This is a genomic window from Streptomyces sp. MGP-BFMKR1 (assembly GCF_057766585.1).
The window spans coordinates 4,219,598-4,234,945 of sequence record NZ_CM173408.1 but is presented as its reverse complement, the minus strand read 5'-3'; the positions used below and the strand labels follow the sequence as shown (position 1 = coordinate 4,234,945).

Below are 15,348 nucleotides of genomic sequence, written 5' to 3'. Positions count from 1 at the left end.
CTCCCCGGCCGCGGAGCCGGGCTCCCCGCCGCCTGAAAGGATCTTGACCAGCAATGGCCGACGAGAACCCCCCCACCACCGAGAACCCCGAGCTGACCCCGCAGGCCGAGGGCGCCGGGATGCGTGTCGAGCCGGTCGGGCTCGAGACCGAGATGCAGCGCTCGTACCTCGACTACGCGATGAGCGTGATCGTCTCGCGCGCGCTGCCCGACGTGCGGGACGGCCTCAAGCCGGTGCACCGGCGCGTGCTGTACGCGATGTACGACGGCGGCTACCGGCCCGAGAAGGGCTTCTACAAGTGCGCCCGCGTCGTCGGCGACGTCATGGGTACGTACCACCCGCACGGTGACGCCTCGATCTACGACGCGCTGGTGCGCCTCGCGCAGCACTGGTCGATGCGGCTGCCGCTGGTGGACTCCAACGGCAACTTCGGCTCGCCCGGCAACGACCCGGCCGCCGCCATGCGGTACACCGAGTGCAAGATGGCCCCGCTGGCCATGGAGATGCTCCGGGACATCGACGAGGAGACCGTCGACTTCCAGGACAACTACGACGGCCGTAACCAGGAGCCGACGGTCCTGCCGGCGCGGTTCCCGAACCTGCTGGTCAACGGCTCGGCCGGGATCGCGGTCGGCATGGCGACCAACATCCCGCCGCACAACCTGCGCGAGGTCGCCGAGGGCGCCCAGTGGTGCCTGGCCAACCCGGAGGCATCCGCCGAGGAGCTGCTGGACGCGCTCATCGACCGGATCAAGGGCCCCGACTTCCCGACCGGCGCCCTGGTGGTGGGCCGCAAGGGCATCGAGGAGGCGTACCGCACCGGGCGTGGCTCGATCACGATGCGCGCGGTGGTCGAGGTCGAGGAGATCCAGAACCGCCAGTGCCTGGTCGTCACCGAGCTGCCGTACCAGGTCAACCCGGACAACCTGGCCCAGAAGATCGCCGACCTGGTGAAGGACGGCAAGATCGGCGGCATCGCCGACGTGCGGGACGAGACGTCCTCGCGCACCGGCCAGCGGCTGGTCATCGTGCTCAAGCGGGACGCGGTCGCCAAGGTCGTCCTGAACAACCTGTACAAGCACACCGACCTGCAGACCAACTTCGGCGCCAACATGCTGGCCCTGGTCGACGGCGTGCCGCGCACCCTCTCGCTGGACGCCTTCATCCGGCACTGGGTCGCCCACCAGGTCGAGGTCATCGTCCGGCGCACCCGCTACCGGCTGCGCAAGGCCGAGGAGCGGGCGCACATCCTGCGCGGTCTGCTCAAGGCGCTGGACGCGATCGACGAGGTCATCGCGCTGATCCGGCGCAGCGACACGGTGGACATCGCGCGTGAGGGCCTGATGGGGCTGCTCACCATCGACGAGATCCAGGCCAACGCGATCCTGGAGATGCAGCTCCGCCGGCTGGCCGCGCTGGAGCGGCAGAAGATCGTCGCCGAGCACGACGAGCTCCAGGCGAAGATCGACGAGTACAACGCGATCCTGGCCTCGCCCGAGCGGCAGCGGCAGATCATCAGCGAGGAACTGACCGCGCTGGTGGAGAAGTTCGGCGACGACCGGCGCAGCAAGCTGGTGCCCTTCGACGGCGACATGTCCATCGAGGACCTGATCGCCGAGGAGGACATCGTCGTCACGATCACCCGTGGCGGCTACGTCAAGCGCACCAAGACCGAGGACTACCGCTCGCAGAAGCGCGGCGGCAAGGGTGTACGGGGCACGAAGCTCAAGCAGGACGACATCGTCTCCCACTTCTTCGTCTCCACCACCCACCACTGGCTGCTGTTCTTCACCAACAAGGGCCGGGTCTACCGGGCCAAGGCGTACGAGCTGCCCGACGCCGGGCGCGAGGCGCGCGGCCAGCACGTCGCCAACCTGCTGGCCTTCCAGCCGGACGAGCAGATCGCCCGCATCCTGGCCATCCGGGACTACGAGGCGGCGCCGTACCTGGTCCTGGCCACCAAGGCCGGCCTGGTGAAGAAGACGGTGCTCAAGGACTACGACTCGCCGCGCTCCGGCGGCGTCATCGCCATCAACCTGCGGGAGACCGAGGAGGGCGGCGAGGACGAGCTGATCGGCGCCGAACTGGTCTCGGCCGAGGACGATCTGCTGCTGGTGAGCCGCAAGGCGCAGTCCATCCGGTTCACCGCGACGGACGAGGCGCTGCGCCCGATGGGGCGCGCCACCTCGGGTGTGAAGGGCATGAGCTTCCGCGAGGGTGACGAGCTGCTCTCGATGAATGTCGTCCGGGCCGGTACGTTCGTCTTCACCGCCACCGATGGCGGGTACGCCAAGCGGACGGATGTGGATGAATACCGCGTGCAGGGGCGTGGTGGCCTCGGTATCAAGGCCGCCAAGATCGTGGAGGATCGCGGCTCGCTCGTCGGCGCACTGGTCGTCGAGGAGAGTGACGAGATCCTGGCGATCACCCTCAGCGGCGGTGTGATCCGTACGCGGGTCAACGAGGTCAGGGAGACGGGCCGTGACACCATGGGCGTTCAACTGATCAATCTGGGCAAGCGGGATGCCGTGGTGGGCATCGCGCGCAACGCCGAAGCGGGACGCGAGGCCGAAGAGGTCGAGGACCTGGTCGAAGCGTCCGACGAGGCGGGCCCGGAATCAGCCGAGGGCGAGGCGCCCCCGGCCGGGAGCGATGAGGAGTAAGTCGTGACTGGAGCCACGGGCGCCGAGGGTGCCGAGGGCCATCGGCCCGCGGGACCCGCGACCGCGTCGAGCGGCGGCGCCCGTGGCTCGGCTGCTGACTCCCGCAGGGGAGCGGCTGACTCCCAGAGGGGAACCGTGACGGACACCCGAGGTGCCAAGCAGGGCTACGAGTCGTTCTCGGCGAGCCCACTGCCCAATGAGCGGCCGGCTTCGCAGCAGTCCCAGCCCTACCACCCGCCGCACGCCTACGCGCCCCCCGCGGGCGCGCCGGGCGCGGCGTCGGAGGGTGGGCAGGGGCCGGCGCCCCAGCAGGCGGTGCGCCGACCGCGTACGCCCGCGGGCGCGCGTACCGTGCCGCGCACCCGCAAGGCGCGACTGCGGGTGGCGAAGGTCGATCCCTGGTCCGTGATGAAGGTGAGTTTCCTGCTCTCCATCGCGCTGGGGATCTGCACGATCATCGCGGCCTCCGTGCTGTGGATGACGATGGACGCGATGGGCGTCTTCTCCACCGTGGGCGGCACGATCAGCGACGCCACGGAATCCAACGAGGGTGGCGGCTTTGACCTGGAATCCTTCCTGTCGTTGCCTCGCGTGCTGGTCTTCACGTCGGTCATCGCGGTCATCGACGTGGTTCTGGCGACCGCCCTGGCAACGCTGGGGGCGTTCATCTACAACCTGTCGGCGGGCTTCGTCGGCGGCGTTGAGCTGACGCTGGCGGAGGACGAGTAGGACGGCGGCGCGGTAGCGCCACACTGAGACGGCGTCGCGGCCCGGTTCGGGCGGCGGCGCCGTTCGGGTGTTCGGGGCCGTGGGAACGCGGCGGTGCCGTGGGAGCGTGCGGGGCCGGCGGCGCGGGCCGGGCGCGGCCCGGGGGCCTGGCGGCCTGGTGCCCGGTCGGGGCACTGCCGGCCCGGTCGGGGTGCTTGCCAGCCCGGTCGGAGCGTGGCTCGCGTGGGCCGGGGCGAGGGCGGTGAGCGGGTGGGAATTCGGCGGGGAAGGGCGGCCCGAGGGCGGGCGTCCGTGGGCCCGGCGGATACCGATTTTGGGACAGGGCTGGTGGTGCGCTAATCTTTCGGTGCAGCGCGGGGCTATAGCTCAGACGGTTAGAGCGCTTCCCTGATAAGGAAGAGGCCACAGGTTCAAGTCCTGTTAGCCCCACCGATGCGAACGGCCCGGATGGCGAATAGCCAGCCGGGCCGATTCTTTTGTCCACCCACTGAGTTGGGCCAGGGCCTAGGTCACTGATCGGTATCGGTTGGTGTGTATAGTCGAGCGCCAGAAGGTCTCCTACGTCAAGGAAAGACGAGGTCGCGCGGTGAAGAAGCTTCTCCTGGTCGCACTGGCCGCAATCGGCGGGCTCCTCGTGTACCGCCAGATCCAGGCGGATCGCGCCGAGCAGGATCTGTGGACGGAGGCGACCGACTCCGTGCCCTCAGGTTCGGGTGTGTGAGTCGCACTAGTCGTTATTGCGGGGCCTTGATCGCGTAGCGCGGTCGGGGTCCCGTAGTGCGTCGTGGGCGCGTGGGGCATCGCGGGTGAGCGGGGTTTCGCGGGCGCGCGGCTGGCGGGCCGGCGCGTGATGTCCACCCCCTTGAGTTCACGTAAGCAAAGAAATAGCTTGCACGAGCAAAACGTGGTGCCGGGAACCGCTACGCCAAGGAGTGACGCCCGATGGACGACCGCCGCCGCAGGCACCCCTCCCGCCTGGTCGCCCTGGCGGCCCTGTGCGCGGCGGGCGCGGCCGGCGGGCTGATACCCGGCCCCGCACAGGCCGTCCCCGGCGCCGACGCACGCACCTACCGCACCGCGGGCACGCCCATCCGTGGCGGCCTGACCAGCGACGACGCCCCGTCGCTGGCGGTTGGCGGGCCGCGCGTCGACAGCATCGGCGCGGGCGAGACCCGGTTCTACGCGGTCGACCTCGACGACCGGTCCACCGCCTACGTGTCGGCCGTCGCCGCGCCACCACCGGGCGCGCACATCGACGCGTACCGGGACGAGATACGCCTGACGCTGACCCGGCTGGACGGCGGGCGGTGCGACACCGCGATCGCCGGGGCCGACGCGGATGACGTGGCCCACCCGTTCGGCACCGCCGTGGTGCGCCAGCCCGGTTCGGGCACGGCGGCGCGGTGCGGCGCCGCGGGCCGGCACCTGGTCAAGGTCGAGCGGCCCGACTCGACGGCCGGCCGCGACGAGCGCTGGACGCTGGAGCTGCGCTCCATGCGCGAGCCGGGGATCAAGGGCGAGCCCAGCGGACAGCCGGCGAAGGACAGCGAGGGCGCCGACGCGCCCCTCCCGCGCTCCGGCAGCCCCCGACAGCGCGCGGGCGGCACCGGGTTCAACGACGCCACCCCGCTCACCTCGGGCGCCTGGCAGGACACCGTCGCGCCCGGCCAGACCCGCTTCTTCAAGGTCCCCGTCGACTGGGGACAACAGCTCCTGACCAGCGTCGAAGTCCCGGCCCCCGAGGGCTCGTCGGGCAAGCCGACGGGCAGCGCGGGCTTCCTGCGCGACGCGCTCGGCGCGGCCGTCTACAACCCGGCGCGCGCCCTGCTCGCGACCAACCACTTCGTGCCCTACAAGGGCAACCCGAGCACCTCCCGGATCGGCACCGCGCCGCTGGCCTACGTCAACCGCACGGAGCGCTCCCGGGCGGCCGTGCGGACCGCGAGCGTCGCCGGCTGGTACTACGTCGCCGTCACCGTGAGCCCGCGGATGAAGCGCTACTTCGAGGACGGCGTACCGGTGACCGTGCGCGTCCACCTGAAGGGCGACGCCGAGCCGGGCCCCCGCTACGACGGCAGCGCCACGGCCGGCGGCTTCGGCATCGGCGCTGATCAGGGGCGGATCGGCCAACCGGGGCCGGGGGTCGCCGAGGAGGCCGACGACGACCGGCTGCGGGCCGTCGCGTACGGCGGGTTCGGGCTCGGTACGGCGCTGTTGGCCGGCCTCGGCGCGTGGAAGCTGACCGCGCGCCGGCGCACCGCCGCCCCGGCGGTGGGCGCGGGACCGCACGGCGGGGTCGACAACTCCGCCCGGTAGCCCGGGGGTTGTGGTCGGCGGCGCGGGCGCGTGGTGGGCTGTCGCGGTCCGGGGCGGGTTAGCTGGCCAGCAACGCCCAGGTGCCGACGGCGAAGCAGAGGGCCGCGGCGACCAGGATGGCGAGTGTCACGGCGCGCGAGGGACCCGCTGGGCGCGGGGCCGCGTGCGTGGCCGCCGGCGGCGCCACGGCGTGCGCTGCCGGGGTCGCCGCGCCCCCCTGACCGGGCGGGCCAGACGGGCCAGGCGGGCCGGGCGCCTCGCCCGCCGAGCCGGGGGACACGGGGCCGGGGTGCGCGACGGGCCGTGCGGCCGGGCCGGTTGACGCCGGTAGGTGCGTGGTCGCGGTCGGCTCCGGGGGCGGGGCGGTGATCGGCGTGCCCGGGGCGCCGACCGGCCTGACGACCGCGGTCGAGTCCGTGTCGGCATGCGCCGCCGTGACGGCCGACGAGGGGTACGCCGGGGGCGGCGCCGGCGTGTGCGGGCCGTACGGCGGGAGCGGTGAGCCCTGCGGGTACGCCGTCGCGTGCCCGGCGCCCTGCGGGCCGGACGACTGCGCGGCGGGGTACGGGAGGGTCGGCGGCGTGGGCGTCGGCGTCGGCGTGGTGTGCGGGCCCTGCGGATAGCCGTACGCGGCCTGGTAGGGCGGCTGTTGGGCCGGCGGGAGATGCGGGGTGGCCTGGACGTGCGGGCCGCCCGACGCGTTGGACGGTGGCGCGCCGACGTACGCGCCCGGCGCCTGCGGCGGCGTGCCGGCGTACGGGGGTGCGAGGGGGGTGGGGGTCGGCGTGGGCTCCGACGGCAGCGGGGGCTGCGCCGTGGGCGCCAGCGGCGTGGGCGTCGGCGTGGCGTCGGGCGGCCAGGGAGGGGTCGGTCGCGGGGGCGCGGGTGGTGCCGGGGCGGCGGGCGTGGCCGCCGGCGGCAGCGGGGCGTGCGACGGCGCGCTGGGGGTGGCGTCGTGCGGCCCGGGCGTGGGGCCGGCCGTGGCCGGTGCCTGGTCGGGCGCGGACGCGGGGCCGGACGCGGGGTCGGGGTCGGCTGGTCCGGCCGGTGCCGGGGTCGGCGCCGGTGGCTCTGGCGCGGGCTGCGGCGGGGCGAGCGGGAAGCTGCCGGTCTGCGACATGGCGGGCTCCGCCTCGGTGGCCGTCGGCGGCCCGGGCAGGGAGCCGGTGTCCACGTCGGGCCCGCCGGCCGCGAGATCCCGCCCGGCGCCGTGCGCCTGCCTCTGCCCCTGTTCGGGGTGCGCGGGTGTGGGTGGCGTGCTGGCCGGTGGGGCGCTGCGGGACGGGCCCGAGGTGGCGTCGGGGGTCGGGTGGGGCCCGGTCCCGCCGCCGGCGACTGCGGGGGCGCTGGCGTCGGCGGTGGGGCTGGGGGCGGCGGTGGTGCCGTACGCCGCGTACGCGCCGCTTGAGGGGTCGCGCGCCGTGTCGTACGCGGGGCGCGCGGCCCCCGTGGCGGGCGGCTGCTGCGGGGTGCTCTCCGTACCCGGCGCCGACGCGGGCGCGGGGCCGGTGGGCTCGGCCGGGCCGGGGGGCGGAGCGGAGGGCGTCGCGGGCCCCTGCCAGGAGCCGTGCGGCAGCCCGAACCAGGAGTCGGTCGTCGTATGCGTGCCCGTGGGTTCCGCGCCGGTGGCGTGCGGGCCGGTCGGGTACGGGCCCGGGCCCGGGGCGTGCTCGATCGGAGTTGCGGACGGGGTGCGGCCAGCGACGGGCTCCGCCGGCGCGCGCCCGGCCCGCGCACCGGGACCCCCGGCGGCCCGACTCCCCGGCTGACCGCCCGCCCGGCCGGCGGCCGGTGAGCCCGCTTGGTCCCCCGCCTGATCTGCCGCCTGCGGACCCACCTGGTCCCTCGCCTGGTCGCCCGCTGGCGAGCCCAACTCGCGTTCCCCGGCCGGCCCATCGCCCCGGGGCTCGTGCCTCGCTGACGCGCTCGCGGGGGTCCGGCCCACCGGGTCCTGGTGCGCTGCGGGATCGTTCGCCGTGGGCCCGTTCGCCGCCGGTTCGCTCGCCGTGGGCCCACGGCCCGGCCCGCCCTGCTGGTCCGCGGCCGGGTACCTGCCGGCCGGGTAGGGCCCCGTCGCGTAGGGCCCGGTGGCGTAGGTCTCGGTCGCGTCCGGCTGCGCCGGCCGGTCGTAGGCCCCGTACGCGTCGTACGCCTCCGCCAGCGCGTGCGGGTCCGTGTGCTGGACGAGGCGGGCCGCGCGCGGGATCGGGACCGGAGCGGTCGGGCCGTCGGGGCCGAAGCCCGGTGGCAGCGGTCCGAGGTGGTCGAAGACCTCGACCGCCTCGTCATCGAAGTCGGGCTCCGGCAGCAACTCCATCGCGGAAAGGAGCGCTTTGCGGGCGCCGTTCGCGGTACGGAAACGGGCCTCCGGATCGGGCAGGAGGAGGTTCGCTATCACCTGCCACAGCGGTTCCGGAATACCGTCCGGCGCATTCGGCACACCGTGTTCCGTAAATCGCTCGATGAGCGCTTCCGCGTCCGGCTTGCGCCCGCTGAGGAGATACAACGCCACCAGCCCGACCGTGAACAGGTCGGCCGGAAAGTCCGGCTCGGCACCGAGAATCTGCTCGGGCGCGAAATAACCGGGCGTGCCCACCACGAAGTTGGTATCCGTGAGCCGGGGTTCGCCCTTGGTCATGGCGATACCGAAATCCCCTAGCCGCACGTGGGGGCGGCCCGTTCCGGTGGCTTCCAGGAGCACGTTGGCGGGCTTGATGTCCCGGTGGATCACGCCTTCCCTGTGCACCGCCTCGACGCCGGAGAGCAACTGGTCGAGCAGCGTGCAGACGTAGGAGGGCGGCAGCGGCCCGTAGTCGCCGATGAGGTGCGCGAGCGAGCCGCCGCGCACCAGGTCCATGGTGAACAGCACCTTGTCGTCGTCCGCGGCCCAGCTCGCCGGGGCCAGCACGTGCGGATGGTCGATCCGCAGCGCCTGCTCCCGTACGAACCTCAACAGCGTGTGCGCGTCGCTCTGTTGGAGCACCTTGGCGGCGACGTAACGCGCTCTGCGATGGTCCCAGGAGCGCCATACCGCGCCCACCCCGCCGCGGCCGATCGGATCGACCAGCTCGTACCGACCAGCGAAGATCTCACCCATCGCGCCCCGACCGTCCACTCGCCCATCGACTCGACCCGGCCCGACTCAGTGCGACTGGCCGGCCGGTGCGGACCTCAACCCTGGTGTGACTCGTAGTGGGCCACCGCGTCCGCGGTGCGGCCCGCGCCGTACACGCGGAGAAACTCTGCCAGTTCGGGATGGGTGGGGGTGAGGGAGTCGGCGGCATCGATGATGTCTCCGGCGGCGGCGACCGACCGCAGCAACGACTGGATCTCGCGCACCACGCGGCGCACGGTGGGAGCGCCGCTGCTGGCCGTGGTCTGCGAGGTGTTGTTCAACACGGACCCGCCGGCCGACTTCTTGACCTCCTCCATCCGCTCGGCGGCCTCGGCGGCGCTGACCCGCCCGTCCGCGACCTGGCTGGACAGCTCCTGGAGCGCCTGCACCCGCTGCACCACGGCCGGGTTGCCGATCTTCGCCCGCTGGCCGCTCATGAGCTGCGACAACATCGGCGCTGAGAGCCCGAGAACGGAGGCGAGGCGGGCCTGGTTCAGCCCGAGATCGTCGATCAGACGGCGAAAGAGAGCGCCCAGCGGTTCCCCGTACCAATTGCGTTGCAGGTCTCGTGCGCGGGCGGTGGCGTCCTGCTGTGCTGCGTCCATCTCGCTCTCCCCTTCGCTGCCGCGAATCTTGCGTGGCATCCTACGGAGAGCGGTACGTACGAGCGATACCCGGTCGGGAAAGCTATCGGGTAACGGGTATCCTGATCCGCGAAGGGGCCTTAGCTCAGTTGGTAGAGCGCCGTCTTTGCATGGCGGATGTCAGGAGTTCGACTCTCCTAGGCTCCACTTCACGAAACCCCTCTGACCTGCGGAAACGCGGTTAGGGGGGTCTTTTTGTCGGGTGTTTTCCGTGCGGTGGCCAAAGCGCGGTGGGCTACCTCGCGCTGACATCGCCGCGTTATCCCGGCCCGGGGCGGGGACAGGGCGACGGTGGGTGTTTGTGGAGACCTTGTGATTACTTCCGGCGACGCCCGGGAGGCGACGCGCTGATCGCTTGTTTCCGAAGCTGGTGGACAAGGCCGGTACCGCCCGCCGCCCCCGACACCGGGCCCGGCCGACTCCGTCAGGGCACGAGGCTGGTGAGGCCGATGTCGAGGTCGAACGGGACGGTCGTCTTCAGGCGGTTTCGGTGGATGCCGGTGGGTACGTAGGCGTGGGTCATGGGGTCGAGCTCGTAGGTGTGCACGGCGGGGGCGCCGGCTTCGTCCTCGACGCGCCAGAAGTGGGCGATCTCGGCCTGGGCGTACTTGAAGGGCTTGAGGGAGCGGTCGCGGTCAGCCGACTCCTCCGAGACCACCTCGATGACGAGGGCGACGTCGTCGGGCGCGTACCAGGTGCGGTCGGGGCGGTAGGCGGCGGTGGTCACCAGGATGTCGGGTTCAGGGCGGCTCTTGGTGTCGAGACGGACGGTCATCTCCCGCTCGACCTCGTACCCGGCGGGGGCTGCCTGGCGTAGGGCGAACGTCATGTTCTCCACCAGCCGGGAGTGCCAGGACCGCTGCGGGGTCACCATGAAGATGAGGGCTCCGTCGATCAGCTCGGTGTGCCGCGGTGCTTGCGGAAGGTGGTCCAGGTCGTCGGCCTCCCAGCCGCTGGGCCTGGGCGGGATCATCCAGTCGGGGAGTCCGGCGGTCACGGTTTCCTCCAAGCGCTGCGTAGGGAGCGAATCAGGGGCCTGGTCGCCGAGGCGCCGGCACGGGGCCGGTATCTGGCCGAAGCGTGGTCGTTGCCGCTTCCCGGCGAGCGGAACCCGGCGCTCTTCGTATCCCGGAGTACGCGCCCGCGGCGGCGTACCGCGCCCGTGCCAGGCCCGGCGACGAGGGCTGTCGGTTCGCCGGGCCCTCACCCGTCGGCCGACGCGGATGTCGCCGGCAACTCCACCCTGACCCGCAGTCCGCCGGCGGGGCGTGGGGTGAGGGTGAGGGTGCCGTCGTGGGCCTGGGTGATGGTTTTGGCGATGGCCAGGCCCAGGCCGACGCCGGCCTGGTCGGTGTGGATGCGGTCGGTGCCGCGCCGGAAGGGTTCGGTGAGGGTGGCGACCAGTTGCGAGCCGAGGCGCTCGCCGGTGTTCTCGACGGTGAGCGCCACGGTCCGCGGGCCGACCTCGGTGTGCGCCCACACGCTGCCGTCGGCGGGCAGGTTGTGCACGATGGCGTTCTGCACGAGGTTCGTGACCAACTGGAGCAGCAGGGCGGGCGATCCGGTCGTGGGGGCGATGTCGCCGCGGGTCTCCAGGGTGACGCCGTGCTTCTCCGCGAGCGGGAGCAGCGTCTCGGTGGCCTCTTCCGCGACGAGGGAGAGATCGACGGGTTCCCGGGCGAAGGATCGTTGGCCCGCGCGGCTGAGGACGAGGAGCGCCTCGGTGAGGTCGATGGCCCGGGTGTTGACGGTGTGCAGGCGGTCGACGAGCGCGCCGGTGTCGTGGTGGGGGTCGGCGCGGGCGACGTCGATGAGGGTCTTCGAGATCGCCAGCGGGGTGCGCAGCTCGTGCGAGGCGTTGGCGGCGAACCTCCGCTGCTCCTCCACGTGCGCCTCGAGCTGCGCGAGCATCGTGTCGAAGGCGTCGGCGAGTTCGCGGAACTCGTCCTGACGGCCCGGGAGGCAGATCCGGTGGGAGAGCGATCCGGCGGCGGCCGTACGGGTGGCGCGGGTGATGCGGTCCAGGGGGGCGAGCATGCGTCCGGCGAGGATCCACCCTCCCAGCAGGCCGAAGACCAGGAGGAACACCATGACCAGGGCGGCCGTCGGGGCGAAACCCTCTACGAAGAGGAGGCCCGGGGTCTCTTGTACCGCTCCCGACTCGTTGGTACGCAGCCACCCCTCCTGGAGCATGTACACCCCCACCGCGATGAGCGACAGGACGCCCGCGACCATCAGGAACCCGGCGTAGCTGAGGGTGAGTTTGAGGCGGACGCTCAGGCCCGGACGCCTATCCATGGCCGCCACCTCCGGACCCGGTGCCCGCGGCCGTGTCGATGCGGTACCCGACGCCCGGCACGGTGGCGATGATCCCGGGTTCGCCGAGGCGTTTGCGCAGCGCGGAGACCGTGATGCGCACGGCGTTGGTGAACGGGTCGGCGTTCTCGTCCCACGCCCGCTCCAGGAGTTCTTCGGCGCTGACCACACCGCCTTCGGCGGCGACGAGGACTTCGAGCACCGCGAACTGCTTGCGGGTGAGCGCGACGTAGCGGTCGTCGCGGTAGACCTCGCGGCGGAACGGGTCCAGGCGCAGGTCCGCGATCTTCCGTACGGGGGGTCGGGCGTGGGCCCGCCTGCGGTCGAGCGCCCTGAGCCGGAGTACGAGTTCCTGCAGCTCGAAGGGCTTGGTGAGGTAGTCGTCGGCGCCGAGGCCGAAGCCGGAAGCCTTGTCGTCGAGGCGGTCGGCGGCGGTGAGCATCAGGATCGGCATGCCGCTGCCGGAGGCGACGATGCGCCGGGCGACCTCGTCGCCGGAGGGTCCCGGGATGTCGCGGTCGAGGACGGCGATGTCGTAGCTGTTGATGCTGAGCAGCTCAAGGGCGCTGTCGCCGTCGCCCGCGATGTCCGCGGCGATGGCTTCCAGGCGCAGGCCATCGCGGATGGCTTCGGCCATGTAGGGCTCGTCCTCGACGACCAGAACACGCATGTTTCTCAGGTTAGGAGCCGGCGCCTATCGTCGACGTATCGAAAACCGCATACGTGCCGGCAACACCACGCTGCCTTGACTGGGCGCATGGCGTACAGCGAACCAGCACGAACAGCAGCCAGGGCCCCGGTCCGCCCCTCGGTCGAGTCCCTGGCGCGGCCCCCGGCCCAGCCCTCGCTCCAGCCCTCGGACCCGTCCGCGGTGCCCTCGTCCTCCGTGGCCGGCGGGAGGCGGACGTGCGGCTGACCGTCGGGCGGATACTCGCCACCGAGCACTTCGCGTTCGTGCGGACCCAGCGGTCGGTCAGCTTCCTGCAGACCCCGGCCTGGGGCCGCGTCAAGACCGAGTGGCGCAGCGAGTCCCTCGGCTGGTTCGACGGCGGGCGGCTGGTCGGCACGGCGCTCGTACTGCACCGCCCGGTGCCGCGACTCGACCGCTACACGCTGGCCTACCTGCCCGAGGGACCGGTCATCGACTGGAGCGGCGACCTCGCCCCGTGGCTCGACCCGCTGGCGACGTACCTCAGGGCGCGCGGCGCGTTCGCGATCCGCCTCGGCCCGCCGGTGTGCACGGACACCTGGAGCGCGGCCCAGGTGAAGGAGGGCATCGCCGATCCGGGCAGCCGGCACCTCACCGACCTGCCCAGCCAGTACGTCGACCCGGTCGGTGCCAGCGTGACCAGCGGGCTCAGGGACGCCGGCTGGCGGCCACAGAACCCACGGGACGGGTTCGGGGTAGGACACCCGCAGTTCAAGTACGAGGTCCCGCTGGCCGGCAAGAGCGCGGACGACGTGCTCCGGGGCATGAACCAGCAGTGGCGCCGCAACATCAAGAAGGCGGCCAAGGAGGGGGTCGAGGTCACGGTCGGCACGGACCTGAGGGCCTTCCACGACCTCTACGTCCACACCGCGGAGCGCGACCGCTTCACGCCCCGGCCGCTGCGTTACTTCGAGACCATGTTCGCGGCGCTGAGCGCCGAGGACCCCGAGCGGATCAGGCTCTACCTGGCCCACCACCAGGGCGACCTGGTCGCCGCCAGCATCCTGATCCGCGTGGGCGGGCACGCGTGGTACTCGTACGGCGCCTCCTCCACCGCCAAGCGCGAGGTGCGCGGCTCCAACGCCTGCCAGTGGGCGATGATCCGCGACTCGCTGGCGGCCGGCTGCGACGTCTACGACCTGCGCGGCATCACCCCCACCCTGGACGCCGACGACCCGCACGTCGGGCTGATCCAGTTCAAGGTCGGCACCGGCGGGCAGGCGGTGCGGTACGTCGGCGAGTGGGATCTGCCGCTGCGACCCGGCGTCTACCGGGCCTTCGACTTCTACATGCGGCGGCGCGGGCGCTGAGTTCGGACGGCTGCTCGCTCTGGTACGGGCTGGGCGTCCGGCCTCCGTGGCCCGACCCCGGCCCTCGACCGCCGGGGCCCACGCCAACGTACCCGTTCACGTCCACGCCCGCGCCCGTCTGGTCAGGCGAGCGCGGCGGCGACCAGGTCGAGGCGGGCGCCGCGCGACGCCTTGACGAGGACGACGTCGCCCGCGGCGAGGTGGTCGCGCAACCAGTGGATGGCCGCGTCGTTGTCGGCCAGCGGCACGGCCCGTTCGCCCGCGCCGTCGGCGACCGGGCGGGCGCCGTCGCCGACGGCGACCACGACGTCGGCCCGGGCGGCGGCGTACGCGCCGACGGCGCGGTGCTCGGCCTCGCTGGCGTCGCCGAGTTCGAGCATCTCGCCGAGTACGGCGATGCGGCGCTTGCCCTCGATCGCCGCCAGCGCGTCCAGGCCGGCGCGGGTCGAGTCGGGGTTGGCGTTGTACGAGTCGTTGAGCAGCCTCGCGCCACCGGCAAGGTCGCGCAGCTCCATGCGCCACCGCGACAGCGAGGCGGTGGCGAGCGCCGTCGTGGCCATGGTGAGCGGGACACCGGCGGCCAGCGCCGCCGCTGTGGCAGCCGCCGCGTTGAGCGCCTGGTGGGCGCCGGGGACCGCCAGCGTGACGGGGGCGGAGGTGGCGGAGGTCCGTAGCGTGAAGGTGGGCCGGCCGAGGTGGTCGAGGGTCGGGTCGAGGGCCCGCACGGTGGCGCGGGCGGTCCGGCCGAAGGTCAGCACCGGTCCTTCGGTGAGCGAGCGCATCGCGAGCACCCGGGGGTCGTCGGCGTTGAGCACGGCGATGCCGCCGGGCGCCAGCCCCCGCACCAGCTCGCCCTTGGTCCGCGCGATCGCCGCGCGCGACCCGAACTCGCCGATGTGGGCCTGGCCGACGTTGAGGACGACGGCGATGTCGGGCGCGACCAGGGCGGTGAGCTCGGCGATGTCGCCGACGTTGCGGGCGCCCATCTCCAGGACGAGGAAGCGGGTGGTCTCGTCGGCGCGCAGCATGGTCAGCGGCACCCCGAGCCCGTTGTTGAGGGTGCCGATCGTGGCGGTCGTCGGGCCGGCGCCCGCGAGGATGGCGGCCAGCAGGTCCTTGGTGCCGGTCTTGCCCTGGGAGCCGGTCAGCGCGAGCACGGTGAGGCCGTCGCGCAGCCGGCCCACGACGTGCACGGCGAGCGCCTGGAGCGCGGCCCGCGCGTCCTCGACGACGACGGTGGGCAGCGGTGTGGGCCGGGAGCCGAGCACCGCCACCGCGCCGGCCCGGCCGGCCTGACCCGCGTAGTCGTGGCCGTCGACGTGGTCGCCGGCGAACGCGACGAAGAGGCCGCCCGGCTCGGCCTGCCGGCCGTCGAGCACGGCCGGCGCGGTCACGGTCACGGAGCGCTCGCCCGCGACCGTCCCGCCGACGATCTCGGCGATCGCGCCGAGGCTGAGCGGGATCATGACCGCACGGCGCGCGGGCCGCGGCGCGGGGGCAGGCCGGTGGGGCACCTGCCGGAGCGGATGGTGGCTGATTCGTTGAA

At 73.0% G+C, this 15,348-nt stretch carries 10 protein-coding genes, 2 tRNA genes and 1 pseudogene; 7 read left to right on the top strand and 6 right to left on the bottom strand.

All coding sequences use genetic code 11. The annotated features are described in order from the left end of the window. The first annotated feature begins 53 nt into the window (after positions 1-53). From gyrA to AC3CHW_RS16305, 5 genes are all read left to right on the top strand, one after another. Entirely contained in the window at positions 54-2,663 is a 2,610-nt protein-coding gene (gene gyrA, locus AC3CHW_RS16325; protein ID WP_176162924.1) for a DNA gyrase subunit A, read from the top strand. A 135-nt stretch (positions 2,664-2,798) separates the two neighbouring features. Further along, on the top strand, positions 2,799-3,392 hold the full coding sequence (locus tag AC3CHW_RS16320; protein WP_187061973.1) for a DUF3566 domain-containing protein: 594 nt from the start codon (positions 2,799-2,801) through the stop codon (positions 3,390-3,392). A 355-nt stretch (positions 3,393-3,747) separates the two neighbouring features. After that, positions 3,748-3,821, top strand: a tRNA-Ile gene (locus AC3CHW_RS16315). 157 nt (positions 3,822-3,978) lie between these two features. Then, a complete protein-coding gene (locus AC3CHW_RS16310; RefSeq protein ID WP_208809277.1) occupies positions 3,979-4,113 on the top strand; it encodes a DLW-39 family protein in 135 nt (44 codons plus the stop codon). Positions 4,114-4,334: 221 nt separating this feature from the next. Next, the gene (locus tag AC3CHW_RS16305; RefSeq protein WP_488470925.1) at positions 4,335-5,708 is read left to right on the top strand and encodes a hypothetical protein; all 1,374 of its coding nucleotides are present in this window, start codon (positions 4,335-4,337) and stop codon (positions 5,706-5,708) included. A 2,221-nt stretch (positions 5,709-7,929) separates the two neighbouring features. Here AC3CHW_RS16305 and AC3CHW_RS16300 read toward each other — a convergent pair. Continuing rightward, positions 7,930-8,805, bottom strand: a pseudogene (locus tag AC3CHW_RS16300) (serine/threonine-protein kinase); the annotation flags it as partial. Positions 8,806-8,879: 74 nt separating this feature from the next. Continuing rightward, positions 8,880-9,428 carry a helix-turn-helix domain-containing protein gene (locus AC3CHW_RS16295; RefSeq protein WP_176162927.1) on the bottom strand — a complete coding sequence of 183 codons (549 nt, stop codon included), beginning with the start codon at positions 9,426-9,428 and terminating at the stop codon, positions 8,880-8,882. Positions 9,429-9,541: 113 nt separating this feature from the next. On the opposite strand from AC3CHW_RS16295, the gene AC3CHW_RS16290 reads away from it, so the two are divergent. Further along, a tRNA-Ala gene (locus AC3CHW_RS16290) sits at positions 9,542-9,614 on the top strand. 277 nt (positions 9,615-9,891) lie between these two features. Here AC3CHW_RS16290 and AC3CHW_RS16285 read toward each other — a convergent pair. The 3 genes from AC3CHW_RS16285 to AC3CHW_RS16275 form a co-directional block, all read right to left on the bottom strand. After that, entirely contained in the window at positions 9,892-10,464 is a 573-nt protein-coding gene (locus AC3CHW_RS16285; protein ID WP_488470924.1) for a Uma2 family endonuclease, read from the bottom strand. Positions 10,465-10,670: 206 nt separating this feature from the next. Continuing rightward, a complete protein-coding gene (locus AC3CHW_RS16280; RefSeq protein ID WP_488470923.1) occupies positions 10,671-11,765 on the bottom strand; it encodes a sensor histidine kinase in 1,095 nt (364 codons plus the stop codon). Beyond that, the gene (locus tag AC3CHW_RS16275; protein ID WP_398610913.1) at positions 11,758-12,453 is read right to left on the bottom strand and encodes a response regulator transcription factor; all 696 of its coding nucleotides are present in this window, start codon (positions 12,451-12,453) and stop codon (positions 11,758-11,760) included. The genes AC3CHW_RS16280 and AC3CHW_RS16275 overlap by 8 nt, the downstream gene beginning before the upstream one ends. A 236-nt stretch (positions 12,454-12,689) precedes the next feature. On the opposite strand from AC3CHW_RS16275, the gene AC3CHW_RS16270 reads away from it, so the two are divergent. After that, complete coding sequence (locus AC3CHW_RS16270) at positions 12,690-13,802, top strand: lipid II:glycine glycyltransferase FemX (protein ID WP_488470922.1); 1,113 nt, start codon at positions 12,690-12,692, stop codon at positions 13,800-13,802. Positions 13,803-13,924: 122 nt separating this feature from the next. Here the strand turns inward: AC3CHW_RS16270 and AC3CHW_RS16265 are convergent, their stop codons facing one another. Continuing rightward, positions 13,925-15,268, bottom strand: coding sequence for a UDP-N-acetylmuramoyl-tripeptide--D-alanyl-D-alanine ligase (locus AC3CHW_RS16265; protein ID WP_488470921.1), 1,344 nt, complete (start codon positions 15,266-15,268; stop codon positions 13,925-13,927). Between the last annotated feature and the right edge of the window lie 80 nt (positions 15,269-15,348).

Coding starts and splice junctions, on each gene's coding strand:
- gyrA (WP_176162924.1), top strand. CDS start 54: ATGGCCGACGAGAACCCCCCCACCACCGAGAACCCCGAGCTGACCCCG.
- AC3CHW_RS16280 (WP_488470923.1), bottom strand. CDS start 11,765: ATGGATAGGCGTCCGGGCCTGAGCGTCCGCCTCAAACTCACCCTCAGC.
- AC3CHW_RS16295 (WP_176162927.1), bottom strand. CDS start 9,428: ATGGACGCAGCACAGCAGGACGCCACCGCCCGCGCACGAGACCTGCAA.
- AC3CHW_RS16305 (WP_488470925.1), top strand. CDS start 4,335: ATGGACGACCGCCGCCGCAGGCACCCCTCCCGCCTGGTCGCCCTGGCG.
- AC3CHW_RS16265 (WP_488470921.1), bottom strand. CDS start 15,268: ATGATCCCGCTCAGCCTCGGCGCGATCGCCGAGATCGTCGGCGGGACG.
- AC3CHW_RS16275 (WP_398610913.1), bottom strand. CDS start 12,453: ATGCGTGTTCTGGTCGTCGAGGACGAGCCCTACATGGCCGAAGCCATC.